Annotated in this window: 19 protein-coding genes and 1 tRNA gene; 14 read left to right on the top strand and 6 right to left on the bottom strand. The window is 59.0% G+C overall.

What is annotated here, in order from left to right:
• Window positions 1–11: 11 nt before the first annotated feature.
• The 11 genes from AC1MEE_RS00285 (at window position 12) to AC1MEE_RS00235 (ending at window position 15,247) form a co-directional block, all read left to right on the top strand.
• A complete protein-coding gene (locus AC1MEE_RS00285; RefSeq protein WP_480413146.1) occupies window positions 12–752 on the top strand; it encodes an urea amidolyase associated protein UAAP1 in 741 nt (246 codons plus the stop codon).
• An 11-nt stretch (window positions 753–763) separates the two neighbouring features.
• Window positions 764–1,399, top strand: a complete 636-nt coding sequence (locus tag AC1MEE_RS00280; protein WP_480413145.1) for an urea amidolyase associated protein UAAP2 — start codon at window positions 764–766, stop codon at window positions 1,397–1,399.
• A gap of 271 nt (window positions 1,400–1,670) precedes the next feature.
• Entirely contained in the window at window positions 1,671–5,315 is a 3,645-nt protein-coding gene (gene uca, locus AC1MEE_RS00275) for an urea carboxylase (protein ID WP_480413144.1), read from the top strand.
• 28 nt (window positions 5,316–5,343) lie between these two features.
• Window positions 5,344–7,155 (top strand): allophanate hydrolase, encoded by a 1,812-nt coding sequence (gene atzF / locus AC1MEE_RS00270; RefSeq protein ID WP_480413143.1) that lies wholly within the window; start codon window positions 5,344–5,346, stop codon window positions 7,153–7,155.
• 109 nt (window positions 7,156–7,264) lie between these two features.
• A complete protein-coding gene (locus AC1MEE_RS00265; protein WP_480413142.1) occupies window positions 7,265–10,579 on the top strand; it encodes a dermonecrotic toxin domain-containing protein in 3,315 nt (1,104 codons plus the stop codon).
• Between the two features lie 80 nt (window positions 10,580–10,659).
• Window positions 10,660–12,147: a sensor domain-containing diguanylate cyclase gene (locus AC1MEE_RS00260; protein ID WP_480413141.1), complete on the top strand. Its 1,488-nt coding sequence runs from the start codon at window positions 10,660–10,662 to the stop codon at window positions 12,145–12,147.
• 22 nt (window positions 12,148–12,169) lie between these two features.
• Entirely contained in the window at window positions 12,170–12,394 is a 225-nt protein-coding gene (locus AC1MEE_RS00255; RefSeq protein ID WP_480416388.1) for a cysteine-rich CWC family protein, read from the top strand.
• A gap of 44 nt (window positions 12,395–12,438) precedes the next feature.
• The gene (locus tag AC1MEE_RS00250; protein WP_480413140.1) at window positions 12,439–13,131 is read left to right on the top strand and encodes a pseudouridine synthase; all 693 of its coding nucleotides are present in this window, start codon (window positions 12,439–12,441) and stop codon (window positions 13,129–13,131) included.
• Window positions 13,132–13,443: 312 nt separating this feature from the next.
• Window positions 13,444–14,328, top strand: coding sequence for an alpha/beta fold hydrolase (locus tag AC1MEE_RS00245; RefSeq protein ID WP_480413139.1), 885 nt, complete (start codon window positions 13,444–13,446; stop codon window positions 14,326–14,328).
• A gap of 227 nt (window positions 14,329–14,555) precedes the next feature.
• Window positions 14,556–14,629 (top strand) — tRNA-Gly (locus AC1MEE_RS00240).
• Window positions 14,630–14,851: 222 nt separating this feature from the next.
• Window positions 14,852–15,247, top strand: coding sequence for a GFA family protein (locus tag AC1MEE_RS00235; protein ID WP_480413138.1), 396 nt, complete (start codon window positions 14,852–14,854; stop codon window positions 15,245–15,247).
• 224 nt (window positions 15,248–15,471) lie between these two features.
• On the opposite strand, the gene AC1MEE_RS00230 is transcribed toward AC1MEE_RS00235, so the two are convergent.
• The gene (locus AC1MEE_RS00230; protein ID WP_480413137.1) at window positions 15,472–15,801 is read right to left on the bottom strand and encodes a DUF2025 family protein; all 330 of its coding nucleotides are present in this window, start codon (window positions 15,799–15,801) and stop codon (window positions 15,472–15,474) included.
• 158 nt (window positions 15,802–15,959) lie between these two features.
• Between AC1MEE_RS00230 and AC1MEE_RS00225 the strand changes: the two genes are divergently transcribed.
• Window positions 15,960–17,006: a DUF4917 family protein gene (locus AC1MEE_RS00225; RefSeq protein WP_480413136.1), complete on the top strand. Its 1,047-nt coding sequence runs from the start codon at window positions 15,960–15,962 to the stop codon at window positions 17,004–17,006.
• A 3-nt stretch (window positions 17,007–17,009) separates the two neighbouring features.
• Here the strand turns inward: AC1MEE_RS00225 and ampC are convergent, their stop codons facing one another.
• Window positions 17,010–18,191, bottom strand: a complete 1,182-nt coding sequence (gene ampC / locus AC1MEE_RS00220; protein WP_480413135.1) for a class C beta-lactamase — start codon at window positions 18,189–18,191, stop codon at window positions 17,010–17,012.
• 226 nt (window positions 18,192–18,417) lie between these two features.
• Here ampC and AC1MEE_RS00215 point away from each other — a divergent pair, with 226 nt between their 5' ends.
• Window positions 18,418–19,314: a DMT family transporter gene (locus AC1MEE_RS00215; RefSeq protein ID WP_480413134.1), complete on the top strand. Its 897-nt coding sequence runs from the start codon at window positions 18,418–18,420 to the stop codon at window positions 19,312–19,314.
• On the opposite strand, the gene AC1MEE_RS00210 is transcribed toward AC1MEE_RS00215, so the two are convergent.
• From AC1MEE_RS00210 to AC1MEE_RS00195, 4 genes are all read right to left on the bottom strand, one after another.
• On the bottom strand, window positions 19,315–20,532 hold the full coding sequence (locus AC1MEE_RS00210; RefSeq protein ID WP_480413133.1) for a class I SAM-dependent methyltransferase: 1,218 nt from the start codon (window positions 20,530–20,532) through the stop codon (window positions 19,315–19,317).
• A gap of 236 nt (window positions 20,533–20,768) precedes the next feature.
• Complete coding sequence (locus AC1MEE_RS00205) at window positions 20,769–21,386, bottom strand: TPM domain-containing protein (protein ID WP_480413132.1); 618 nt, start codon at window positions 21,384–21,386, stop codon at window positions 20,769–20,771.
• Between the two features lie 71 nt (window positions 21,387–21,457).
• Window positions 21,458–22,192 (bottom strand): TPM domain-containing protein, encoded by a 735-nt coding sequence (locus tag AC1MEE_RS00200; RefSeq protein ID WP_480413131.1) that lies wholly within the window; start codon window positions 22,190–22,192, stop codon window positions 21,458–21,460.
• A complete protein-coding gene (locus AC1MEE_RS00195; protein ID WP_480413130.1) occupies window positions 22,192–22,800 on the bottom strand; it encodes a LemA family protein in 609 nt (202 codons plus the stop codon). The genes AC1MEE_RS00200 and AC1MEE_RS00195 overlap by 1 nt, the downstream gene beginning before the upstream one ends.
• A 269-nt stretch (window positions 22,801–23,069) precedes the next feature.
• On the opposite strand from AC1MEE_RS00195, the gene bglX reads away from it, so the two are divergent.
• Window positions 23,070–25,355, top strand: coding sequence for a beta-glucosidase BglX (gene bglX / locus AC1MEE_RS00190; protein ID WP_480413129.1), 2,286 nt, complete (start codon window positions 23,070–23,072; stop codon window positions 25,353–25,355).
• The last annotated feature ends 16 nt before the right edge of the window (window positions 25,356–25,371 follow it).

The following is a 25,371-nucleotide window of genomic DNA, read 5'->3' as shown; positions in this document are numbered from 1 at the left end:
GGACTTTCGATATGACTGACTCGACCAACCTGTTCAATGTCTTCGCTGAAGCTCCTTTTTCAGAAGAAGTGCTCCCCGGCGGCGGCCACCGTTCGTTCGTGCTCAAGCGCGGCGAACTGCTACGCCTGACCGACATCCGCGGCGGTGCCAACGTCAGCCTGACCCTGCTCAACGCCAACGAAAAAACCGAGCGCCTGAACCTGCCTGACAGCCTCAAATGCCAACACACCGCCAAGCTCACCAGCGGCCATTGTCTGTACTCGGACATGGGCCGCGTACTGGCGGCGATTACTGCCGACACCTGCGGCTGGAGCGACAGCATCGGTGGCGTGTTGTGCGCTGAAGAAGTCGCAGAGAAATACGGCCAGGGCCGCTATCAGGAACTGCGCAACGGCTTCTTCCGCAACGGTACTGACAACCTGCTGGTGGAACTGGGCAAATGGGGGTTGGGCCTGTCTGACCTGCTGATGACCCTGAACCTGTTCAGCAAAGTCAGCGTTGATGACGACGGACAATTTCACTTCGTCGCGGACAACTCCAAAGCCGGTGACTACATCGAACTCTACGCACCGATGGACACCCTGGTGGTGCTGACCGCCCTGCAACACCCGATGGACCCCAATCCCGAATATGCGCCCCAGCCACTCAAGTTGACCTGGATGAAATCCGATGCCAGCGTCGCCGAGCACTGCCGCACCTCGCGCCCGGAAAACGAGCGCGGCTTCATCAACACCGACCGCCTGTTCGCCTGAGGAGCGCCGCCATGACCCTATCCATACCCTCCAAACACCCTGAAGCAGCGATCTACAGCGCGACCATCCCGGCCGGCGAACCCTTCCTGAAGGAAGTCAAAGCCGGGCAAACCTTGCGCATCCTCGATCTGGAAGGCAACCAGGCCGTCGATACCCTGTTTTACAGCCTCGCCAACCCCCGCGAACGCTATGACGTGCAGCGTACGTTGCGGCGGCAGAACAGCGTGTACCTGACCACCGGCAGCGTGCTGTATTCCAACCTCGGCAAACCAATGCTGACCATCGTCGAAGACACCTGCGGCCGCCACGACACCCTCGGCGGCGCCTGCGCACAAGAGAGCAACAGCGTGCGCTACGCCCTGGAAAAACGGCACATGCACAGCTGCCGCGACAACTACCTGCGCGCCTGTGTGCATGACGGGCGTCTGGGTAAAGGCGACATCGGGCCAAATATCAATTTCTTCATGAACGTACCGGTCACTGCTGACGGTGGACTGACCTTCGAAGACGGCATCTCGGCCCCCGGGAAATACGTCGAACTGCGCGCGGAAATGGACGTGATCGTGCTGATCTCCAACTGCCCGCAGCTGAACAACCCGTGCAACGCCTACAACCCGACGCCTGCGCAGGTGCTGATATGGAACTGACCCTCTCGCAACTGCGCCGCTGGTTATTCAGCCTGTGCCAAAGCCGCTCGGGGCAGTGTTTGACCCAGGCCTCTGTAGGAGCTGCCGAAGGCTGCGATCTGCCGCTTTAGCGGCAGCGCTCTATCCGGGATGAAGCCCCTCCGGGCCTTATCGCAGCCTGCGGCAGCTCCTACAAAAGCTCGGGGACGGCCTCGATGCACACCGTTCAATAGCGGGACGGCCCGCTTCCCAGTACGAAACCGAGCAGCCATCGGTTTCCGGGGTTTATGCCATGTTCGACACACTGCTGATTGCCAACCGTGGCGCCATCGCCTGCCGCATCCTGCGTACCCTGCGCGCCTTGCAGGTCAAGGGCGTGGCGGTCTACTCCGAAGCCGATGCCGCCAGCCTGCATATTCTTCAAGCCGATGAAGCCCACAGCCTCGGCGAAGGCGGTGCGGCCGGGACTTACCTGGCGGTGGATAAAATCCTCGCCATCGCCAAGGCCAGCGGCGCCAAGGCGATCCATCCCGGTTACGGTTTCCTCTCTGAAAACGCTGCCTTCGCCCAAGCCTGCGAAAACGCCGGCATCGCCTTCGTCGGCCCGACGCCGGAACAACTGCGCGTGTTCGGTCTCAAGCACACCGCTCGCGCACTGGCGAAACAGCACGGCGTGCCGTTGCTCGAAGGCACCGAACTGCTCGACAGCCTCGACGATGCACTCGGTGCCGCTGAACTGATCGGCTACCCGGTAATGCTGAAAAGCACTGCGGGCGGTGGCGGGATCGGCATGCGCGTCTGTCGCAGCGCCGTCGAACTGAGGGAATCGTTCGACGCGGTGAAGCGCCTGGGTCAGAACAACTTCAGCGACGCTGGGGTATTCATCGAGAAGTACATCCAGCGCGCCCGGCACCTGGAAGTGCAGGTATTCGGCGACGGTCAGGGTGACGTCATCGCCCTCGGCGTGCGCGATTGCTCGGTACAACGGCGCAACCAGAAAGTCCTCGAAGAAACCCCGGCACCGAACCTGCCGGCAGGCATGGCCGATGAGCTGTGTGCCGCAGCGATCAAGCTGGCGAAAGCGGTCAACTACCGCAGCGCCGGTACCGTAGAGTTCGTGTTCGACAGCGCAGACCAGCGTTTTTATTTCCTCGAAGTGAACACCCGGTTGCAGGTCGAGCATGGGGTCACCGAACAAGTGTGGGGCGTCGATCTGGTCAGTTGGATGGTGCAACTGGCGGCCGGTGATTTACCGCCACTCAACCAATTGCGCGACGGCTTGCAGGCCAGCGGCCATGCGATTCAGGCACGCTTGTATGCCGAAGACCCGGGCCGGGATTTCCAGCCCTGTCCCGGCTTGCTGACTGCGGTGAACTTCCCTATAGCCGATGGCAAAACCCTGCGCATCGACACCTGGGTCGAGGCCGGTTGCGAGATTCCACCGTTCTTCGATCCGATGATCGCCAAGCTGATCAGTTGGGCACCGACCCGCGAGCAAGCCAGCGCCGGGCTCGCTCAAGCGCTGAGCGACTGCCACTTGTATGGCGTGGAAACCAACCGCGATTACCTGCGGCAGATTATCGTCGACGCGCCCTTCGCCAGCGGCCAGCCATGGACTCGCTGCCTGGAAGGTCTGGTGTACCGCGCCAACACCTTCGAAGTGTTGAGCGGCGGCACCCAGACCAGCGTGCAGGACTATCCGGGACGTCTCGGCTATTGGGCGGTCGGCGTGCCACCGTCCGGGCCGATGGACAGCCGCGCCTTGCGCCTGGGCAACCGCCTGCTGGGTAATGCCGAAGGCAGTGCCGCGCTGGAAATCACCATGAGCGGCCCGCTGCTGCGCTTCAATACCGATGCGGTGGTGACCATCACCGGCGCGATTATTCCGGTGATGTTGGACGGTCAGCCTCAAGCGTTGAATACCGCTCTATTCGTTGCCTCCGGTTCGACTCTGGCCTTGGGCACCATTGCCGGTGCAGGTGCACGCAGTTACCTGTGCATACGCGGTGGGCTGGAGCTGCCGGATTATCTGGGCAGCAAAAGCACCTTCACCCTCGGCCAGTTCGGCGGTCATGGCGGCCGCGCGCTGCGTGCTGGCGACGTGCTGCACATTCCGCCCCTGAGTAATCGCAGCGTCGGTCAGCGCGTGCCGGACGAACAGCTTCACGACCTGCCTGCCGTACGGCAGATCCGGGTGATCTACGGCCCACACGGTGCGCCTGAGTATTTCACCGAGCGCTACATCGAGACCTTCTTCGCCACCCATTGGGAAGTCCATTTCAACTCCAGCCGCACCGGCGTACGCCTGATCGGTCCGAAACCGGAATGGGTCCGCGCCGACGGCGGTGAAGCCGGGTTGCACCCCTCCAACATCCACGACAACCCCTACGCCATCGGCGCGGTGGATTTCACCGGTGACATGCCGGTGATCCTCGGCCCCGACGGTCCGAGCCTTGGCGGCTTCGTCTGCCCGGTGACCATCATCGAGGCCGACCTTTGGCAGTTGGGGCAACTCAAGGCTGGGGACAAGGTGCAGTTTCATCCGGTCGATCTGGTCACCGCGCGCACCCTGGCAACCGCCGATCTCTGTGGGAGCGAATTCATTCGCGAAGCAGGCGACGCGGTGTCTGATCTGGCGCCTTCGCGAATGAATTCGCTCCCACAGGGAATATCTCTGGCGTCCCTGACCTCACCGATTGTGCTGGACATCGGTCAGGACGACACCCGTCTGGTCGCCCGCCTCTCAGGCGATACCCACGTGCTGCTGGAAATCGGCGCACCGGAGCTGGATCTGGTGCTGCGCTTTCGCGGTCATGCGCTGATGCAGGCACTTGAAGCCAAAGCACTGCACGGCGTGATCGACCTGACACCGGGCATTCGTTCCCTGCAAGTGCACTACCAGCCTGAGCAACTGCCGCTGGCGGATCTGCTGGGCATCGTCGCCGGTGAATGGGGTGCAGTGTGTGCCAGCAAAGACCTGCAAGTGCCGTCACGCATCGTGCATCTGCCACTGTCCTGGGATGACCCGGCGTGCCAGTTGGCGATCGAGAAATATATGACCACCGTGCGCAAGGACGCGCCGTGGTGCCCGAGCAATCTGGAGTTCATCCGCCGCATCAACGATCTGCCCAGCCTCGATGAGGTGCAGCGCACGGTATTCGACGCCAGCTATCTGGTGATGGGCCTGGGTGACGTCTATCTAGGCGCCCCCGTCGCCACCCCGCTCGACCCACGGCATCGGCTGGTGACCACCAAGTACAACCCGGCGCGGACCTGGACCGCGGAGAACTCCGTCGGGATCGGCGGCGCCTACATGTGCGTGTACGGCATGGAAGGCCCCGGCGGTTATCAGTTCGTCGGTCGCACCTTGCAGATGTGGAACCGCTACCGCGAAGTCGCTGCGTTCGACGGCAAGCCGTGGCTGTTGCGCTTCTTCGATCAGATCCGGTTTTACCCGGTCAGCGCAGAAGAACTGCTGCGCATCCGCCGCGATTTCCCGCTGGGCCGTTACCCGCTGAACATCGAACACAGCACCTTGAACCTGGCTGACTATCAGGACTTTCTGGCCCGTGAAGCCGAGGGTATTGCTGCGTTTCGCAACCAGCAGCAAGGGGCCTTCAACGCCGAACGCGAACGCTGGATTGCCAGTGGCCAAGCGAACTTTGAAAGCGATGAAGCCGCGGTGCCAGCCATCGACGACGAGCCCCTTGAAACAGGCCAGCACGGCGTCGACAGCCATATCGCCGGCAACCTGTGGCAGGTGCAGGTCGAGGTCGGCCATCGCGTCGCAATCGGTGATGTGCTGGTGATTCTGGAGTCGATGAAAATGGAAATTCCGCTATTGGCGCCGTTTGCCGGCACCGTGCGCGAAGTCCGCGTGCAACCCGGATCGGCGGTACGCGCCGGGCAACGGGTCGTGGTCCTGGAAGCTGACTGAACCTATTACTTTTTGACGGAATTTCGCCATGACTCATGACTTACATCTCAGCGACTTGCGCCTCGACAGCGTCCGTGATGCCTATCAAACCGGCAGCCAGACACCTCGACAACTGATCCACGCCCTGCGCGAGAAAGCTGCTGCATTGAACCCGGACTATCACCTGTTCATTCATTTGCTGAGCGCTGCCGAACTGGAACCCTACCTGGCATCACTGGAGGGCCGTAGCCTCAAGGACCTGCCACTGTATGGTGTGCCGTTTGCGATCAAAGACAACATCGATCTGGCTGGCATCCCCACTACCGCCGCCTGCCCGGCATTCGCCTATACGCCGGAACGCTCGGCGACCCTCGTCGAACAACTGATCGGATTGGGCGCGATCCCGTTGGGCAAGACCAACCTCGACCAGTTCGCCACCGGTTTGAACGGCAGCCGCTCACCCTACGGTGCCTGCCCGAACAGCGTGCTGATGGAGTATCCATCGGGCGGCTCCAGCGCCGGTTCATCATTGGCCGTGGCTCTGGGTGTCGCCAGCTTCGCCCTCGGCACCGATACCGCGGGCTCTGGCCGAGTGCCTGCCGCGCTGAACAATCTGGTCGGCTTGAAAGCCAGCAAGGGCTTGATCTCCACCGCAGGCGTGGTTCCGGCCTGCCGCACCCTGGACTGCGTCACCACCTTCACCGCCACCGCGCGGGAGGCCAGTCAGTTGCTGGGGCTGACCGCTCGCCTCGACCCGCGTGACGAATACAGCCGCAGCAACCCGCTGTGGAACGACGCTTCGGCCTTTGGTGCGCCACGCCCGTTTCGCTTTGGTGTGCCGCGCGCAGAGGACCTGGAATTCTTCGGCTGCAAACAAGGCCCGTCGCTGTTCAATGACGCTATCGACCGCCTGACCGCCATGGGCGGCGAAGCGGTGACGCTGGACCTGTCGCCCTTCCTCGAAGCCGCACGTCTGCTGTACGACGGCCCGTGGGTCGCCGAACGCTACAGCGTCGCCGGGGAGTTGATGGCGCAGAATCCGCAAGCCGTGTTGCCGGTGATTCGTGCCGTGCTGTCGAAAGCCCCGGCGGTGACCGGCGTGCAGACCTTCCGCGCGCAATACCGCCTGCAAGCGCTCAAGGCCCTGTGCGACAAAGCCCTCGAAGACCTCGACTGTGTGCTGACCCCCTCCATCGGCCGCCCGGTGACCCTGGCCGAGCTGGACGCCGAACCGGTGCTGCGCAACTCGGAACTGGGTTACTACACCAACTTCATGAACCTGCTGGACTACGCCGCCGTCGCCGTGCCCAGCGGCTTTATGGACAACGGTCTGCCGTGGGGCGTAACCCTGTTCGGTCGGGTTTTCACCGATCAATATTTGCTGAGCCTCGCTGACGCCCTGCAACGGCAGACCGACTTGCCCCTGATCGGTGGCCATAAGTTGCGTCTGTCCGTACCCGGCAATGTCGCGCGCAACGACAAGGCACGACTGGTGGTCTGCGGCGCACACCTGGAGGGTCTGGCGCTGAACTGGCAACTCAAGCAACGCGGTGGTCACTTACTGGAAACCACGCAAAGCTCGGCGGACTATCAGCTTTATGCGCTGGCGGGCGGCCCGCCCTTTCGGCCCGGTCTGCTCCGCGTCGAGCAAGGCGGCGTGGCGATTGCCGTGGAAGTCTGGGAGCTGCCGAGCAGTGAACTGGGCTCGTTCCTCACCGGCATTCCGGCACCCTTGGGTCTGGGCAAGGTGCAATTGGCGGATGGGCGCTGGGAAAGCGGCTTCATCTGCGAACCCTATGGCCTGGAAGGTGCGACGAACATCAGTCACCTGGGCGGATGGCGCGCTTATTTGAGTGCGTAAATAGAGGAACGCCTGCGCGCGTCAGTGTGCAGGCGTTACATAGATGTACGACCTGAGCGAGCGCCAGACGACATAGTGATGCGCCATCCCATCGTGTTCAGCCATCGACATGACCCAAGAACAGAATCTGCACAGCCTCGAACACCCCGCCGTTGTGCTCCAGACGGGCAACAACAGTGAACAGAACGACGCCCTGCCGTCTCCTGACACTTTTTCTCTATCACCGTTTTACTACGCAACGCCCGCCGATCAACTGGAGGGCCTATCGGAGCAACAGCTACCCGCCCCCGATGCCACCACCGCGCTCAACCACAAACAAATCGCCACCCTTAGAAAGGGTCGTGCCGCCAGACTGCTCGCCACTTCCCACCTGAGCTTGAAAGCCTGGCAGATGGACATGGACTGCCCACCAGCGCCGCGTGCCTATGTCAAAGAACAGCTGACCCGGCGTTTGTTGGAGCAGACCGGCAAGCACCTTTCGCCGGACCAGATGTACATTGAGTTCACGACAGAGGCGCGTCCTGCCGTCCTTGTCGATGGTCAGGACGTTTACGAGTGGCGCCTGTCCCTCACCGACGTGGCCGTTGCGTCGTTCGATGCCGCCGGTTTTTATGCGCTGATGCAGAGTGCCGAACCTGAGCGAGCGCTTGATGACGGGACACCTTCGTTTACGACCACTCAGGCCCTCACACTGATCAACACAACGGATTGGCCCCAACACTACGAGGCGTTATTAACCGCCTTCTGGGCCAAGCATGAAACGACGTATCGCGCCCTCGCCAAGCTTTCATTTCTCGACACGCTGGCCCGACAGCGCGCACGTAAAGCCATCAGCCTCGACGGTTATAACCTGGCGCTTGAAGCCCTGGGCCTGAACCGTTTTCCTACCGAGGTCGAAGCGCTGGAAACAACCGCCATAGGCGAACGGACAGTTGTCCGCGTCGTGTCGCTCAACGGCCAAGTCGTGCCGGGTATTTTCCAGCTGACCTCAAAAAACACCTCACACAGCTTCATTCACATCCTCGGCCAGAAACCTGTTGTCGTTGAATACATCGGCGACAACCCTGAGCTGACGAAGCACAAACTACTTGAAGCCCTGAATGCTTCGTCTTGGCTCGCGCTTTTCCTGAACATGGCCCTCGAACCCGGTGCAGCACCGCTGGCCCTCGACACAAAAATCATCGATGGGGACATCTTTTCCACGCTCACCGCCGCGCAAAAGGCGTTTTCATTCGAGCAACTCAGTACGGATCGTTTATTCATGTTGGTCGAGCGCAGCCTGACCCTGGTGAGTGCCCTCGAACGCTGGCCGATGCAGCCGGACATCCTCAAGCGGATACCCCATCCATCGATGGCCGCCAACCGACTGATGCGCGCTTACCTGCGCCAGCACCATCAACTGCATCAGAATCCAGATCATGTGTTCATTCGTTATGTCCACGGCACATCGAGGACGCCGTTGGGCAGCATTCATACGCCCACGACTTATGTGCATAGCCCCGACGAAATCGCGATCAGCCTGAGCGACGCGCTGCTGAGCAACTACCGGGTCGATCGGCCAGTGGGTTATCTCGATCACGGCGGTCGCACAGAGGTGTACACCGACCTCACCGGCAAAGGCACGTGGTCCGAAGACGCCAGGCTGGCCATAGAGCCTGAGGCCATCGAAAACCACATCAAGGGCGTCAATTTTCTTGAGTGGATGTCGCAGCGGCTCGAGCGCTTTTGGCAGCAACAAGGCTCGGCGATCGAACAGTCGTTCAAGACCACCTTCATGGCTCAGGCGGTGATCAGCCTTAAACAGCGGCAGCTATCACGCGCAGGGTTCGATCTTCTGGTCGGGATGCTGGAAGCGACCTCATCGAACACCACCTCAAACGAGATTCGCTGCAACGCATTGGGCTTCTACGTGCAAACCTCGTTGATCGACGGCACGCAGTGCCAGATCTGTGCCGGCTTGCTGACCTTCAGCCAGAGCAAAAAAAACCTCACGGTCCTCTATCAAGCCGGCCAGGACGTGGCGTTTGTCGAGTTCCACAGCGACGATGAACTCAACCAGCATCTGCAAACCGCCACCAGGGATGAGCAGTGGCGACGCGCGCTGCTGAACTATCTGCCTACCAGCATCCACAAAAAGTTCACCTATATCCTGGAAATCTGGGCTGGCAAGCGGACACCTGATTCGTCGCCTTCCCTGCTCCGACCGTGGACCAATGTGATCTATGCCAACGACCTGCACAAAGCCCAGGCCCGGAGTTTGTGTGAAAAACCGGTGATGTCGTCGCCCTTCGCTTTCATGCGCGAGGCACTGCAACGCAACTTTCAGGACGATGCGAATGACCAGATCGTGACGTCGAGAGAGGTCTCGCTGCGCTATTGGGCAGAGCAACTCAACCACCTGCAGTTGTTGTTGGCGCCTCTGTCGATACTGTTGACCCCGGCCATACTTGCCTCGCTGGCAGCGCATGTCGGCTCCGTGTACCTGAGCGCGGAGATCGCGAAGCTGCCGGGAAATCGAGCCAATGAGAAAACCCTGGCCCTGCTCAATGGCTTGTCGTTGGGGCTGTTTCATCTGGCGCCTGCGACCCCTCGACTGTTGCGTTCGTTCAGCAGATTCGTGGTTTCAGGAAAAACGGCAAACGCCGCAGCGGCCGTCAACCGAAGTTTCGGCTCATGGCTCCACCAGTCGATCAACAGACGCCGAACCCGGCTGGAAACATTCTTCAGAACCAATAGCCTGCTCAAGACCTGGAACATTCCGGGGCATCCAGCCTTCGGGACGTTACCGGTCAAGGCCTGGAAACTGGGTCGCAAATTCCTGCTCTGGACCTCCGACAAGGCGCAGGCCAGAACTCTGGTGGTCAGCACCCACGGCTACTACCTGCCATGGACCAAGACCACGCCGATCCCCAATGGCACCGAACTCAGGACTTACGCGCCGCATGGTTACGAGCTCATCGATCCAAGACTGCACCGGGTCGTCAGTCAGAGGGTCAGACCCTTCTCCATTGTAACCAACGTCGACAACGCCTCGGCCCTTCCTCCCGGCCAACTGCCCGCGTACACCCTTACCGACAAGGTGCTGGCCGGAACGGCTCTTCCGGGCAGGATCAAAAATTACTCGCTGGCCAAATTCCAGAGTGCCCACGGTGAGACCTATCAAGAGATCAGTCATGTGGTGCGCAATTCGAATCAGTCGCCTTTAAACGGGCTACCCGCCACGCCGATGGATGTACTCACCGTCAGAAATCGCTTTGGCATGACCCACCCCAACCTGGAAGACCTGTTCAAAACGCTGTCCGGGCAGGGCATTCATTACGACAGGATTTTGCTGGTGCACTGCCGTTGTTCTGCGATCAGTTCGCTGTTGGGCCTCGCCCCGGATTACACGGCGCCGTCCGTGGGTTCGTTGATCATTCCCTGAGGTTGAAACGGGAATAGCGCAAAACAGTGGCGGCAGGCTAGCATGCCGCCACTCTTGGATTGCTCACCACCGGATTCGTTATGCCCCTTCGCTCCGCACTCAATTCACAACGGTCACTGATCCTGACGTTGATAGTCCTGCTGGGGAGCGGCTTTCTGGCGACATCTCTGCTCAGCTACTACGCCTCACGGGCCTCGATTCGCGACGGCATCGTCAATACCGAGTTGCCATTGACCTCGGATACGGTGTATTCGGAGATCCAAAAGGATCTGGTTCGACCGATCCTGATTTCTTCAATGATGGCCCGCGACACGTTCCTGCGTGACTGGGTGGTGGCAGGCGAGCACGATCCCGAACAAATGACCCGTTACCTCAACGAGGTCATGAGTCACTACAGCGCTTACACGGCCTTTTTTGTTTCCAACACCAGCCTCAAGTATTACCAGGCCAAAGGTGTCTTGAAAAAAATAGACGCCCATGAGCCCCGTGACGTCTGGTATTACCGGGTGCGCGACATGGCTGCGCCCTACGAAATCAACGTCGATCCGGACATGGCCAACAAGGACAACCTGACCTTCTTCATCAACTACAAGGTGTTTGACTACAAAGACAACTTCATCGGTGCGACGGGTGTGGGCCTGACCGTGGATGCGGTGACCAAGTTGATCGACCGCTATCAGCAGCGATATCAACGCAGCGTGTACTTCGCCGATACCTCCGGCCGGATCGTTCTCACCGGTGCCGACGGTGGCCCGCAAGGTGCGGCCATCGGTCAGTCTCTCAGCGACCTGCCGGTCCTGAGAGACTTGCAACGCAAGCTGCCCAAGCCGCAAACCGGCAGTTACGAATATCAGGCTCAGGGTCAGGGCCACTTCCTCAACGTGCGCTTCATTCCGGAGCTGAACTGGTACCTGTACGTCGACAAGCAGGAAGACGGCGCCCTGAGTGATATCCGGCAGTCACTGTACCTGAACCTGTTCATCTGCCTGGTGGTGACACTGGTGGTAGTGCTTCTGCTGCATCGAGTCATCCGCCGCTATCAGCAAAAGATCGAAGCCCAGGCCACCCTCGACAGCCTCACCGGCCTGCCCAACCGCCGCGGCTTCGACCTGTTGGCGCTCAAGGCGATGCAGGAGGCACAGCGCGAGCCCAAGCCGCTGGCGGCGTTGCTGCTCGACCTCGATCACTTCAAGCGCCTCAATGACAACCATGGCCATCTGGCGGGCGACGAAGTGCTCGCTGGCTTCGCCAAGGACCTGCAAAGCTGCCTGCGTCAGTCGGATATCATTTGTCGCTGGGGCGGCGAAGAATTCATCATCCTGCTCAAAGACACTGACAGCGCCCATGCTCAGCACGTCGCGGAAAAAATTCGTCTGCTGGCCGAGCAACACCGCTACAGCTTTGCCGACACGCCGTTGCAGATCACCGTCAGCCTGGGCCTGACCGAAATGCAACCCAACGACACCCTGCACAGCCTGATCGCCCGCGCCGACCGCGCGTTGTATCGCGCCAAACAGAGCGGACGCAACCGGGTGTGCATGGAGATGGCACTCTCTCATTTTGAATAGGCGCGCCATGAACAGCTGCGATATGGAAAAAAGCTCAATCAACCCTGACCGCTGTCCGGTCTGCGGCTTCGGCAATAGCTGCACCCTGGCCGACCCGCGTACGGCGGCGCAGCCCTGCTGGTGCTTTTCGGTCAGCCTCGACCCGGCTGTGCTCGAGGCCCTGCCGCTGGACGTGCGCAACGAAGCCTGCCTGTGCCCGCGTTGTGCACAAGTCGAAACCGACGCCCGCTCGAAGCACTGCGCCTAGATCGCATACCATGTGCGCCCCTTTCCCAGTCGTCCGTCACCGCCATGCGTCTTGATCGTTTCCTCAGCAACCTGCCGCGTTTCAGCCGCAAGGACGTGCGCTTTGCACTCGTGGGCAGGCGGATCAAAGTCGACGGTCAAACAATCAGCAACCCACTTCACGAAGTGCGTGAGTTCAACCGGGTGGAATGCGACGACGACCTGCTGCAAGCCGGCAAGCCGGCGCGCTATTTCATGCTGCACAAACCGCCGGGCTGCGTCAGCGCGACCGTCGACCCGCAGCATCCGACGGTGCTCGACCTGCTCGACGAACCGGATAAAGAGGATCTGCACATCGCCGGGCGGCTCGACTTCAACACCTCGGGTCTGATGCTGATCACCAACGATGGCGTATGGTCGCGGCGACTGACTCAGCCACAGACCAAATTGGCGAAAATCTACTACGTCGAAACCGAGCAAGCGATCACCGATGACTATGTACAGAAATTCGCTGAAGGCTTTTATTTTGCCTTCGAAGACCTCACCACTCAGCCGGCCGAACTGATCGTGCTCGCCCCCCATTGCGCACGCCTGAGCATCGTCGAGGGGCGCTACCATCAGGTCAAACGGATGTTCGGCCACTTCAACAACAAAGTGCTGCGTCTGCACCGCGAAAGCATGGGGCCACTGTGCCTGGACGCGGCTCTGGCGCCCGGGCAATACCGCGCGTTGAGCGCAAAAGAAATCCTCGCGATTTGATCCCCCTCCGACCGCTCAGCAGAAGTTGTCGAACAATTTACCAATGGCACTTGCGGGTTCCGCTTGAGCCTGCTTGAATCCAATCGTCAGTCCGCATGTGACTGATTGGTCAGTTCGTCATTCTAAGAAACTTTTTGCCGTCCCGAGGACCTCAGGTTCCGAGCCGACAAACCGCCCGCCAATAACAATACCTGTCGACCAGATCCCATCGGATCGACATGGGCTCCCCCTTCCAGGCGTATGCCTACCTGTCATGAAACTCGTGCAAGCTCGATTGCGCGCATACCTGTTCTACGCCAGGAGTCATATGACATGAGGCCAGAAATCGCTGTGCTTGATATACAAGGCCAGTTCCGGGTTTACACGGAGTTCTATCGCGCAGACGCCGCAGAAAAGACCATCATCCTGGTCAACGGCTCGTTGGCCACTACTGCGTCCTTTGCCCAAACCGTCCGTAACCTGCACCCTCAATTCAATGTGGTGCTGTACGACCAACCCTACGCGGGCAAATCCAAAGCCCACAACCTGAACAAGCAGCCGCTGACCAAAGAGCTCGAAGGTCAGATCCTGCTCGAGCTGATCGACCACTTCGCGGCCGAGCACGTGATGTCCTTTTCCTGGGGCGGTGCGGCAACCTTGTTCGCCCTCGCGCAAAAGCCTCGGCGGATCGAAAAAGCCGTCATCAGTTCGTTCTCACCGGTGGTCAACGAACACATGCGCGACTACCTCGAAAGAGGCGTCAGGCACCTCGGCGCTTTCGATCGACACGAAGTCGGCCACCTGGTGAACGACACCATCGGCAAGCACCTGCCGTCGCTGTTCAAGCGCTTCAACTATCGGCACGTCAGCAGCCTGGACATTCATGAATACGTGCAAATGCACTTCCATATCAGCCAAGTGTTGACCACCGATCACCTGTGCTACATCAACGCGGCGAAAAGCATCGACGTGCCCTTGTTATTCCTCAACGGCGAGTGGGACGAATACACCGCCGCGGACGACGCCAGGCTCTTCGGCGAGCACGTGCGCAACTGCCATTTCAGCACCATCCAGAGCACCGGGCACTTCCTGGACATGGAACACAAAGCCGCCTGCAGCGACTCTCAAAAGGCCTTGTTGAGCTTCCTCCAACCGGAACCCGCCCCAAAGCGTTCACGTTACACACAGGTACAGAGTCATCATGCTTTTGCACTCTGAACTGAAAGCACTCACCCCTGTGGGCGCTGCCCGAATCGCAACCTTCGGCAGCGCCTGCAGGGAATGTGTGATCTATCTGACGTTGCAAACTCTGTGGGAGCAAATTTATTCGCGAAAGCAATCTGTCAGACGCAGCAGATTTATCTGAAAAAACGCCAGAAACCCGCCTGAAAAAAATTAGCGCTTCAGTTCAGCGCCCACATCTGGTACAAAGTCAGCCGCTCAGAGCGGGTGTCGTATAATGGCATTACTCCAGCTTCCCAAGCTGATAACGAGGGTTCGATTCCCTTCACCCGCTCCACTTTCTTTCAGGCTTTCGGCCTGACGCTATATCCCCCGGATTTTCATTTCTGACTTTTCAGAACCTCCCTGAACACAATCAGCTTCCGCAACGCCTCAAAAAAAATCCCAGGCTCACCCGTCAGCGACTTACCAAGATCGAACGTCCCATGGAAAATGAATCCGTCCGACGAACGTTGGTCCGCTGCCTCGCAGCGATTTATTGAACATTCAGGGAGAGAACATGAAAGGTAGCTGCGCCTGCGGGGCTGTTGAATACGAAATTGACAGCATCGACCTGCCTATCGGCCATTGTCATTGCCGCACCTGCAGGAAATCCCACGCTGCAGCATTCGCCACAACGGCCGGGGTCAGGCGCGAACATTTTCGTTGGCTGCAGGGCCCGGAAAAGCTTTCATCCTACGAGTCATCCCCCGGCAAACTGCGCCACTTCTGCTCGGTATGCGGCTCTCATCTGGTTGCCGAACGCCCGCAATCCCCTGTCGTCATCGTTCGTGTCGCAACCCTGGATGAAGACCCAGACGCAGTGCCTGAAAACCATATCTGGGTATCGCATGACGTGCCGTGGCTTGAGTACGACGGTATGCCGGCTTATTCAGAATGGCAGCCGGGGCGCTGATTCAGAGACACAATCGTGTACAGACCATTGTTTTCCGATTTAAGAAACCGTGGTCTATCCCCAGTTTTTCTGGCGGACCGGATCAATTGTGGGAGCAATCGGAACGCGTAGTCTCATTCGCGAATACGGTCTATCAGGCGCCCACGATGCTGGATGTGCCGACGCCTTCGCGAATAAATTCGCTCCCACTGGGGTACGCATTCCTCTGCCTGGCTGATCCTGAATCACCCCTCCCCCTTCAACCTCCGCACCGCCGTTATCTCCGGCAAGTCCACCCGTCTCACATAAACCCGCAACGGCTCGGTGATATTCAGCCGATCATCGATATTCTGCGCCAGCAGCAACTGCACCCACTCACGGCTGAGGGTCATGAGTTGCCCCTCACCGGCGCGCCAGACGAATTCGCTGGTGGGGGTGATGCTGGCGTCGGTGACGTCCATGCCGAAGGCGTCTTCGCTGAAGCGGACGATGTATTTGTCGGCTTTGTGGTGGTAGCCGACGAAGCCTTTTAGCAGGTCGACTGCGTCGCAGATGACGCTGGAGGTGATGCTCATGGGTGGCCTCTGGTTGGCGAATGCTTACAGCATCGTCCGATTGCCAGCACCTCATATTGATCTGGCGCAATAGCGGCCATCAGCGTCGGGATCGAGCGGCAGGCGTGATAAAGTCCCCGCGCTGTACTTTCCCGACCTGACGACGACGAACAGAGATTATGGAATTCACGGATTTTGACGCTGAGCTTGCCGATTGGAATGAGCTGCGGGCGGCCACCCCCTTTTCCGGTTTGCTGGTCGGGAACGGCGCGAGCATGGCGGTCTGGAAGAACTTCTCCTACGACTCACTCTTCGAAAAAGCCGAAACCACCCGCAACAAGCCGTTGAGCCAAACCGAGCTCGCGGTGTTCAAGGCCATGAACACCAGCAACTTCGAGCCGATCCTCAGTGCATTGAAAACCGCCATGCGCGTCAACGCCGCGCTGACCATCAGCTCTTCGTCGCCGCGCAATCGCTACTTCGCCATCAAAGAAGCCCTGATCCACGCGATACGTTCGGTGCACATCCCGTGGCGTCTGGTGGAAGAAAAAGCCCTCGCCCGCATCAATCAAGAACTCAGCCAGTACCGCACCGTCTATTCGACCAACTACGATTTGCTCTGCTACTGGGCCGTGATGCAGTCGCCGCAGAAATTCAATGACCTGTTCGGCGAAGACGCCACCTTCGACCCAAGCCACACGGTCGCCAAGGCCACGCGCATGCTCTACTTGCATGGCGGCCTGCACCTGGTGAAGAACCTCGACGGCAGTGTGCGCAAGCTGTTGTCATCAGAAAGCACCCTGCTAGGCAGTTTCGCCATCAATGCCCTGGATGACGTGCCGATATTCATCAGCGAGGACAGCTGCGCGAACAAGCTGAAGATGATCCGCCACACGGATTACCTGTCCTTCTGCCACTCGCAGCTGGCCAGCCATAAAGACGCGCTGTGCATCTTCGGCCACGCCCTTGGCAAGCAAGACAGCCACATTGTCGATGCCATCAGACAGGCCGGGGTCAAGACCATTGCTCTGTCCATTTATCCGCGCAGCCAGGCGTTTATCCAGCACCAGAAGCGACACTACACCAGCCTGTTCGCTGGGTTGGCCGTCACGCTGAAGTTCTTCGATGCCAAGACCCACCCCTTGGGCGATCCGGCGTTATCGGTGTCGGTGGAAGGCTTGAACACACCCCTGCCGACACCAAAGCCATCAGGCTTGGGGCGCTGAGCGTCAGTCCTGAGCGTTCGAGCAGCAAGCCAGTTTGCTCAGGATTTGATGTGCCAGGCGAACCCGGGACTCGTTGGGATAATTCTTGTTGGCGAGCACCACAATGCCGAGCGCCTTCGCCGGCACGAAGGCCACATAGGCACCGAACCCGTTGGTCGAGCCGGTCTTGTTGATCCAGACGGCGTCCTGTGGAGGTAAAGGCGGATTAAGTGCTGTAACGGCATGGGTTTCGTAAGCCATCTTGTTGGAGTTGCCTTCTATCAGTGTCTTGAGCTCTACCGGGTATCTGTATTGCTCCCAGATCAAATCCTGGGTCATCGAGCCCAGCTTGAAATAGCCCGTGTGGGTATCGAGGATCGCACGGTTAAGTATGGGGTCTGACTCCGTGCGCCTCATATTCGCCTCGACGAAGCGAATCAGATCCTTGGCGCTGGTTTTCACCCCGTAGGCTTCGGCCGCCAGCACTCCGGGATTCAATCTGACCGGGGCATTCTCTTTGTCATAACCCTGAGCGTAGAGCGGCATCTTGCTTGCCGGTACGTTGATGTAGCTGTTCGACATACCGAGCGAGGGAAACAGTCGTTGCTCCATCGCCTCGTCGAAAGGCAGTTCCAGACTCTTGGCAGCAATCATGCCCAGCAGCCCGACACTGGGGTTGGCGTAGGTTCTGTGGGTACCAGGGGCATACTGTGGTTGCCAGCCCTTGAAATAGTCCATCAACTGCGCGGTGTTCTGTATGGCGTCAGGAACCTGCAGGGGAAACCCCCCCGCCGTATGCGTCCCCAAGTTGATCAGCGTCATCTTATCGATATTGCTGCCCTGGAGTTCAGGCAGGTACTTGCCCGGATTGTCGGTAAGTGAAAGCCGGCCACTGGCCTGAGCGTAAGTCGCCAACGTTGCCGTGAACGTTTTGCTGATCGACCCGATTTCAAAGAGCGTATCGCTCGTCACCTTCTGCTGTGTTTGCCGGGACGCCACGCCGTAGTTGTAGAACCGTTGCTTGCCATGGGCGGTCACCGCAATGGACAAGCCTGAAATAGAGTATTGCTGCATGACGGCTTGGGCGGCGTCCTGCACGGTGGCATCAATATCCGACTGTTCAGCAGTCGCCATCGCGAAAGTGCCGTAGGAGACCGTGCAGGCAAGCAAGAGATATTCCGCGCAGCGTTTTCCGATTAGATGCATTCAGATTTTCCTTGATCAAAAAAATTATCATCTCAGTGCGACCACTCAGGCCTTTTTTATCTACGGTGCCTCATTCGGTCTGCCGTGAACATCCTATAGATGTCGGGGGTATGAGCAGTTCGCCAACTGTATGGACAAATTTCTCGACAGCTGTGAGGGCGTCAATAGTCGGTTTGTGGCTATATGAATGCCTCTGCCCCCCACAATCACAGGCTCTGCTTTCATCATGTCCTCTCGCGAAAACACCGGTATGGCCCTAGGCCTGATCGGAGTGATTATTTTCAGTCTGACGCTGCCTATGACCCGCATCGTGGTCCAGGAAGTCCACCCGCTACTCAATGGTTTAGGCCGCGCGCTGCTGGCAGCGATTCCGGCGGCGGTGTTGCTGCTCTGGCGACGGGAAAAATGGCCGACGTGGGCGCAGATCAAAGGACTGAGCCTGGTAATTCTCGGGGTGATCATCGGCTTCCCGGTGCTGTCGGCCTGGGCGATGAAAACCCTGCCAGCGTCCCACGGCGCATTGGTCAATGGCCTACAGCCTCTGTGCGTGGCGATCTACGCGGCGTGGCTGTCCCATGAACGGCCGTCGAAAGCCTTCTGGGGCTGCGCGGCGTTGGGCAGTGCGCTGGTGCTCAGTTATGCCTTGATCAGCGGCGCCGGGACGATTCAGGCGGGAGACTTGTGGATGCTGGCGGCGATCGCCATCGGTGCTTTGGGTTACGCCGAAGGTGGCCGTCTGGCCAAAGAGATGGGGGGCTGGCAGGTAATCTGTTGGGCGCTGGTGCTGTCCAGCCCACTGCTGCTTGGGCCGGTGATTTATCTGATGGTGCAGCATCAAGGGCCGATATCGACAGGCGCCTGGTGGGCGTTTGGTTATGTGTCGATATTCTCGCAATTCATAGGCTTCTTCGCCTGGTATGCCGGTCTGGCCATGGGCGGCATCTCCCGCGTCAGTCAGGTTCAGCTGTTGCAGATATTCTTCACCATCGCCTTTTCAGCGCTGTTTTTTGGTGAGCATATCGAGCCGATTACCTGGTTGTTCGCCGCCGGTGTGATCGCCACTGTGATGCTTGGGCGCAAGACCACCGTCATTGCGTCCAAGCCGATCAGCACCAGAATCTAATCAGCTGATATAGCCATCTGCCTGGAGCAAGGTTTCCAGGCAGTGCTCCTGAATGCCGTAAAACTCTTTCAATTCCTGAATCTTCGCCAGCAACTCGGGCTGTTTGAGCGGCTCTGCGCGTTTGACCGCAAGAATCATTTTGTTCTTGTTGGTGTGCTCCAGCGAGATGAACTCGAACACCTTGGTCTCATAACCACAGGCTTCGAGGAACAACGCGCGCAGGCTGTCGGTGACCATTTCTGCCTGCTGGCCCATGTGCAAGCCGTATTGCAGCATCGGCCGCAGCAGCGTCGGGCTCTGGATCTGCAAGCGAATCTGCTTATGGCAGCACGGCGAACACATGATGATCGACGCCCCGGAACGAATACCCATGTGGATCGCGTAATCGGTGGCGATGTCGCAGGCGTGCAAGGCGATCATTACATCAATGGCACTGGGCGCCACGGTGCGCACATCGCCATGCTGGAAAATCAGGCCCGGATGCTCCAGACGTGCAGCGGCAGCGTTGCACAGGGTGACCATGTCTTCGCGTAACTCGACGCCGGTCACATGGCCTTCGACCTGCAAGCTGTTGCGCAGGTAATCGTGGATGGCGAACGTCAGGTAGCCCTTGCCCGAACCAAAATCCGCGACCTTGATCGGCTGATCCAGCGCCAGCGGCGACGAACTCAAGGCGTGGGAAAACACCTCGATGAACTTGTTGATCTGCTTCCATTTGCGCGACATGGACGGGATCAGTTCGTGCTGTTTATTGGTCACGCCCAGGTCAGTCAAGAACGGCCGGCTCAGTTCCAGAAAGCGCTTTTTCTCGCGATCATGCTCGACGGACGGCGCTTCGCGCTCCTGCTGGGCCTTGCCCTTGAACAGCGTACTTTTGCCTTTCTTGCTGAACTCCAGCTGCACTTCGTCGGTGAGCGACAACAAATGCGCGTTCTTGAACGCATCGGGTAGCAGACCGGCGATCACCTCAACCCCTTCGGCCAGCGGGAAATTCTTGGTGATGTCGCGGGTTTTGTAGCGATACACGAACGACAGGCACGGCTGCTCCTTGATCGTCGCCAGCTTGATGATCACCCGCTGCAACTCAACCTCGGCACCGACGTACTTGGCCAGCACCAGCTTGATAAAGGAGTTCTGGGACAGACTGGTGTCCAGCAGGCTCAAAAACTGCGCACGGTGATCCGGCACAGACTGGGTGGGAGTTGCAGTGGCTGACATCGGAAAGCGCCTCGGGCGGGCTGGAAATAACGAGGCGAGTATTTTAGGCGGGTTGAGGGTGCAGGGTTAATTTAATTACGGGTTGGCGATTGGCGGTGCCAGGCCGGGCCTCTTCGCGAATAAATTCGCTCCCACAGGGTTTTGTGTCTGGCCAAAAATCAACTGTGGGAGCGAATTTATTCGCGAAGGCGTCAGATGAAACACCAAAGACTATCAGGCAACTGCAATACCCTCTCTCACCCCAACACCACCAACCGATTCGGCAACTCATTCCTTGTCTGCGTCACCGGCACATGGTCGGCCAGCAACTCACCGCAGGCTTCGATGCAGCCCAAAAAGCCCTCCAGGGTCTGCCCATCGCTGACCTGTTGGGTGAAGACGTCGATCAGCGCTTTCCAGACGCCGTCGTCCAAACGGCTGCTGATGCCTCGGTCAACGAGGATTTCTACGTAACGCTCGGCTTCGGAGACGAAGATCAGGATGCCGGTGCCGCCTATCGTACGGTGCAGGTTTTGTTCGAGGAATTGTCGGCGGGCCAGGTTACCGGCGCGCCAATGCCGTACCGACCGGGGGATCAGCTGGGTCGTTACCGACGGAATGCGCATGATCAGCGCGGCAACAATGAAGGTGGCGATCTGGGTCAGGAGCAATTGGTTGGCGCTCAGCCAGCCTGGGTAATAGTTGATCAGTCCGGGCAGCAACAGTGCCACCAGCCCGGCCCAGATCAACGGCACGTACGCATAGTCATCCGCCCGTGCAGCCAACACCGTGACCAGTTCGGCATCGGTTCGTAATTCGACCCGACGGACGGCCTCAGTGACCTGACGTTGCTCGTCGTTATTCAGTAAAGCCATAGCGTGCAATCACTCGCTGATCCATTGATGACGAACTGCCTGAGGTATCCACTTCAACTACCTACTGCCTACTACCAACTGCCAGACGCACCGCCGCCGCCGAAGCTGCCACCGCCGCCACTGGAACCGCCACTACTGCCAGAACTGGAGCCGAAACCTCCAGAACCGCCGGAGCTGATGAAGCCTCCACCCCCGAAACGACCGCCCCCACCCCAACGCATATTGAGAAAGATGAAGATCAGAAACAGCCCGAGGTACAGAATATTCTGTATGAGATCGCCGGAATCCGTATCACCTTCAGTCACGGGAGCAGGCTCGGCCAGCGGATCGCCACCCAGCACTTGAATCATGGCCTCTGTGCCTTGGCTGATGCCACCGGAGAAGTTACCGGCCTTGAACGCCGGGGCGATGATCTGGTTGATGATCACCGAAGATTGGGCATCGGTGAGGCGTTCTTCGAGACCGTAACCGACCTCGATCCGCACTTTGTGATCATCGCGGGCAACGATCAGTAGTGCGCCGTTGTCTTTGTCCTTTTGCCCGACGCCCCAGAAACGGCCCAGTTGATAGCCGTAGTCTTCGATGGTGGTGCCTTGCAGGTTGGGCAGCGTGACCACCACCACTTGTTCTCCGGTCGTCTGCTCATGGGCCTCGAGCATTTGCGACAGCTGCGTTCTGGTTTGCGCGTCGATCAGTTGAGCGGTATCGACCACCCGTCCGGTCATGGGCGGAAACACCAGTGCGGCCAGGACCACCGTGGCGCAAGCCAACAGTAAGCCCAGCAGGGCAAGCCGCAGGGCGCCCATCAGAATTTCACTTCCGGGGCTTTATCGGAGTCAGCTGCAGTGGCTTCGAAGTTCGGCCGGATCGGTAGATCGCTGTACATCACTGTGTGCCAGAGGCGACCGGGGAAGGTGCGAATTTCGGTGTTGTAACGCTCGACCGAGGCGATGAAGTCTTTACGCGCCACGCTGATACGGTTTTCCGTGCCTTCAAGTTGCGACTGCAGGGCGAGGAAGTTCTGGTTGGATTTCAGGTCCGGGTAACGCTCGGACACCACCATCAAACGGCTTAACGCTCCGGTGAGCTGGCCCTGGGCTTGCTGGAACTGCTTGAGTTTCTCCGGATCGTTCAAGGTGCTGGCGTCAACCTGAATCGACGTGGCCTTGGCTCGCGCTTCAATGACGGCGGTCAGGGTTGTCTGCTCCTGTTTGGCGAAGCCCTTGACGGTCTCCACCAGATTGGGGACCAGGTCGGCACGGCGCTGATACTGGTTCTGCACCTGTGCCCAGGCGGCTTTTACCTGTTCGTCATAGGTGGGAATGTTGTTGATGCCGCAACCGGCCAGCAACGTACTCAGCAGCATCAGCGCCGTCATGGACCAACTGAAGCGGTAGCCCCGTTGCGTTTGCATGTTCTTTTCTCCCTTTTCGAAATACTTTTTCTTACAGCCCGGCAGACTGACTTTAGCCAAATCGGACGATCCCCGGCATAATCCGCGGCCAACACTGGATTGCTAACGCGCAATAAGCTAAAACTCGCTGCGCTAAAGATACTCTGCGCGACAAAGAATTCAGCGGCGGCTCGCCCTGATCGACAATAAGCGCAACAGGCTCAATACCCCAAATTTTGGCTGACCAGTACTTAACGTGAGTTGCTGAAGAACGCCTTGAGAAATCATTCATGAATAAGCTGTGTTTGCTGGGCCTTGTAGTCGGCCTGGCCAGTCACTCGGTTTTGGCCGAGACAAACGACACCTTGCTGGACAATAAGAACGCATTCATCTCCGACCTGATGAAGCAAATGACCCTTGATGAAAAGATCGGGCAGTTGCGACTCATCAGCATCGGCCCGGAAATGCCACAGCCGAAAATCCTCAAGGAAATTGCCGCCGGCAGAATTAGCGGGACGTTCAACTCGGTGACCCGCGCGGACAACCGTCCGTTGCAGGAGGCCGCCGTCGCGAACAGTCGCCTGAAAATTCCGATGTTCTTCGCCTACGACGTGGTCCACGGCCATCGTACGACTTTTCCAATCAGCCTTGGCCTGGCAGCGAGCTGGGATATGGACGCCATCGCCTTGAGCGGCCGCACGTCAGCAATCGAAGCCAGTGCCGACGGCATCGACATGACCTTCGCGCCGATGGTCGATATCTCCCGCGACCCACGCTGGGGCCGCAGTTCGGAGGGATTTGGCGAGGACACCTATCTGGTGTCGCGCATCGCCAAGGTAATGGTCAACGCTTATCGGGGTGAGCACCCCGGCGGCGCCGACAGCCTGATGGCCAGCGTCAAACACTTCGCGCTGTACGGCGCTGTCGAAGGCGGCCGTGACTACAACACCGTCGACATGAGTCCGACGCGCATGCTTCAGGATTACTTGCCACCTTACCGCGCCGCCATCGATGCCGGTGCTGGCGGGGTGATGATCGCGCTCAACTCGATCAACGGTGTACCGGCAACCTCCAACACGTGGCTGTTGAAAGACCTGCTGCGCAAGGACTGGGGCTTCAAGGGCGTGACGATCAGCGACCACGGCGCCATCAAGGAATTGATCCGCCATGGCGTGGCCCGTGATGAGCGTGAAGCCGCCAAACTGGCGATCAAGGCCGGGGTTGACCTGAGCATGAACGATTCGGCCTACGGCGAGCAGTTGCCAGGTCTGCTCAAGGACGGCGAGATTTCCCAGAAAGATATCGACAACGCTGTGCGCGAAGTGCTCGGCGCCAAGTACGACATGGGGTTGTTCGCTGACCCGTATCGCCGCATCGGCAACGCCGCTCACGACCCGGCCGACAACAATGCCGACAGCCGCCTGCACCGCAACGAAGCCCGTGACGTGGCGCGCAAAACCCTGGTATTGCTGAAAAACGATAACCAGACCTTACCGCTGAAGAAGCAAGGCACCATCGCGGTGATCGGCTCCCTGGCCCAAAGCCATATGGATATGATGGGCAGTTGGTCCGCCGGGGGCGTGCCGAAACAAACGGTTACTGTTTTTGACGGTCTGGCCAATGCCGTCGGCGACAAGGCCAAGTTGATCTACGCCCGAGGCGCCAACGTCTCCGACGATCCGAAAATCATCGATTACCTGAACTTCATCAACGTCGAAGTTGAAATCGATCCACGTCCGGCCGACGAAATGATTGCCGAAGCGGTCAAGGTCGCGCAGCAGGCAGATGTGGTGGTGGCCGTGGTCGGCGAATCGCGCGGCATGTCCCACGAGTCAGCGAGCCGCACCACTCTCAATATTCCCGGCAGACAGCGGGATCTGATCACGGCTCTCAAAGCCACCGGCAAACCGTTGGTGCTGGTGCTGATGAACGGCCGGCCACTGACCCTGGTCAAGGAACAACAACAGGCTGACGCAATGCTGGAAACCTGGTTCCCCGGCACTGAAGGCGGTAATGCGGTGGCCGACGTCCTGTTCGGCGACTACAACCCGTCCGGCAAGCTGGCGATGTCCTTCCCTCGTTCGATAGGACAGCTGCCGGTCTATTACAGCCACTTGGGCACGGGTCGCCCGTTCACACCTGGCAAACCCGGCAACTACACGTCGCATTACTTTGAAGAAGCAAACGGTCCGCTCTTTCCGTTTGGCTACGGCCTGAGCTACACCCAGTTCAGCCTGTCCGAGGTCACGCTGTCCGATAAAAACATGACCCGTGGTGGAAAATTAACCGCCAGCGTCACCGTGAAAAACACCGGCAAGGTTGCCGGGGAAACCGTGGTGCAGCTTTATCTGCACGACGTTACTGCCTCCATCAGCCGCCCGGTCAAGGAGTTGAAGAACTTCCAGAAAGTCATGCTCCAAGCGGGGGAAGAGAAAGTCATCAGCTTCACCCTCAGTGAAGACGACCTGATGTTCTTCAACCCTGCGCTGAAATACGCCGCTGAGTCGGGTGAGTTCGATGTGATGATCGGTCTCGACTCCGTGGACGTGAAACAGCAGAGCTTCAATTTGTTGTAAGTGGGTGCGGTCCTGA

Source organism: Pseudomonas sp. ASL3 (genome assembly GCF_056680425.1).
Note: the sequence above shows the minus strand (reverse complement) of the source record. Positions and strands in the feature narration are given on the sequence as shown.

What these genes read in the sequence shown, in the direction of transcription:
- AC1MEE_RS00285 (WP_480413146.1), top strand. Translation starts at nt 12, where the DNA reads ATGACTGACTCGACCAACCTGTTCAATGTCTTCGCTGAAGCTCCTTTT.
- AC1MEE_RS00280 (WP_480413145.1), top strand. Translation starts at nt 764, where the DNA reads ATGACCCTATCCATACCCTCCAAACACCCTGAAGCAGCGATCTACAGC.
- uca (WP_480413144.1), top strand. Translation starts at nt 1,671, where the DNA reads ATGTTCGACACACTGCTGATTGCCAACCGTGGCGCCATCGCCTGCCGC.
- atzF (WP_480413143.1), top strand. Translation starts at nt 5,344, where the DNA reads ATGACTCATGACTTACATCTCAGCGACTTGCGCCTCGACAGCGTCCGT.
- AC1MEE_RS00265 (WP_480413142.1), top strand. Translation starts at nt 7,265, where the DNA reads ATGACCCAAGAACAGAATCTGCACAGCCTCGAACACCCCGCCGTTGTG.
- AC1MEE_RS00260 (WP_480413141.1), top strand. Translation starts at nt 10,660, where the DNA reads ATGCCCCTTCGCTCCGCACTCAATTCACAACGGTCACTGATCCTGACG.
- AC1MEE_RS00255 (WP_480416388.1), top strand. Translation starts at nt 12,170, where the DNA reads ATGGAAAAAAGCTCAATCAACCCTGACCGCTGTCCGGTCTGCGGCTTC.
- AC1MEE_RS00250 (WP_480413140.1), top strand. Translation starts at nt 12,439, where the DNA reads ATGCGTCTTGATCGTTTCCTCAGCAACCTGCCGCGTTTCAGCCGCAAG.
- AC1MEE_RS00245 (WP_480413139.1), top strand. Translation starts at nt 13,444, where the DNA reads ATGAGGCCAGAAATCGCTGTGCTTGATATACAAGGCCAGTTCCGGGTT.
- AC1MEE_RS00235 (WP_480413138.1), top strand. Translation starts at nt 14,852, where the DNA reads ATGAAAGGTAGCTGCGCCTGCGGGGCTGTTGAATACGAAATTGACAGC.
- AC1MEE_RS00230 (WP_480413137.1), bottom strand. Translation starts at nt 15,801, where the DNA reads ATGAGCATCACCTCCAGCGTCATCTGCGACGCAGTCGACCTGCTAAAA.
- AC1MEE_RS00225 (WP_480413136.1), top strand. Translation starts at nt 15,960, where the DNA reads ATGGAATTCACGGATTTTGACGCTGAGCTTGCCGATTGGAATGAGCTG.
- ampC (WP_480413135.1), bottom strand. Translation starts at nt 18,191, where the DNA reads ATGCATCTAATCGGAAAACGCTGCGCGGAATATCTCTTGCTTGCCTGC.
- AC1MEE_RS00215 (WP_480413134.1), top strand. Translation starts at nt 18,418, where the DNA reads ATGTCCTCTCGCGAAAACACCGGTATGGCCCTAGGCCTGATCGGAGTG.
- AC1MEE_RS00210 (WP_480413133.1), bottom strand. Translation starts at nt 20,532, where the DNA reads ATGTCAGCCACTGCAACTCCCACCCAGTCTGTGCCGGATCACCGTGCG.
- AC1MEE_RS00205 (WP_480413132.1), bottom strand. Translation starts at nt 21,386, where the DNA reads ATGGCTTTACTGAATAACGACGAGCAACGTCAGGTCACTGAGGCCGTC.
- AC1MEE_RS00200 (WP_480413131.1), bottom strand. Translation starts at nt 22,192, where the DNA reads ATGGGCGCCCTGCGGCTTGCCCTGCTGGGCTTACTGTTGGCTTGCGCC.
- AC1MEE_RS00195 (WP_480413130.1), bottom strand. Translation starts at nt 22,800, where the DNA reads ATGCAAACGCAACGGGGCTACCGCTTCAGTTGGTCCATGACGGCGCTG.
- bglX (WP_480413129.1), top strand. Translation starts at nt 23,070, where the DNA reads ATGAATAAGCTGTGTTTGCTGGGCCTTGTAGTCGGCCTGGCCAGTCAC.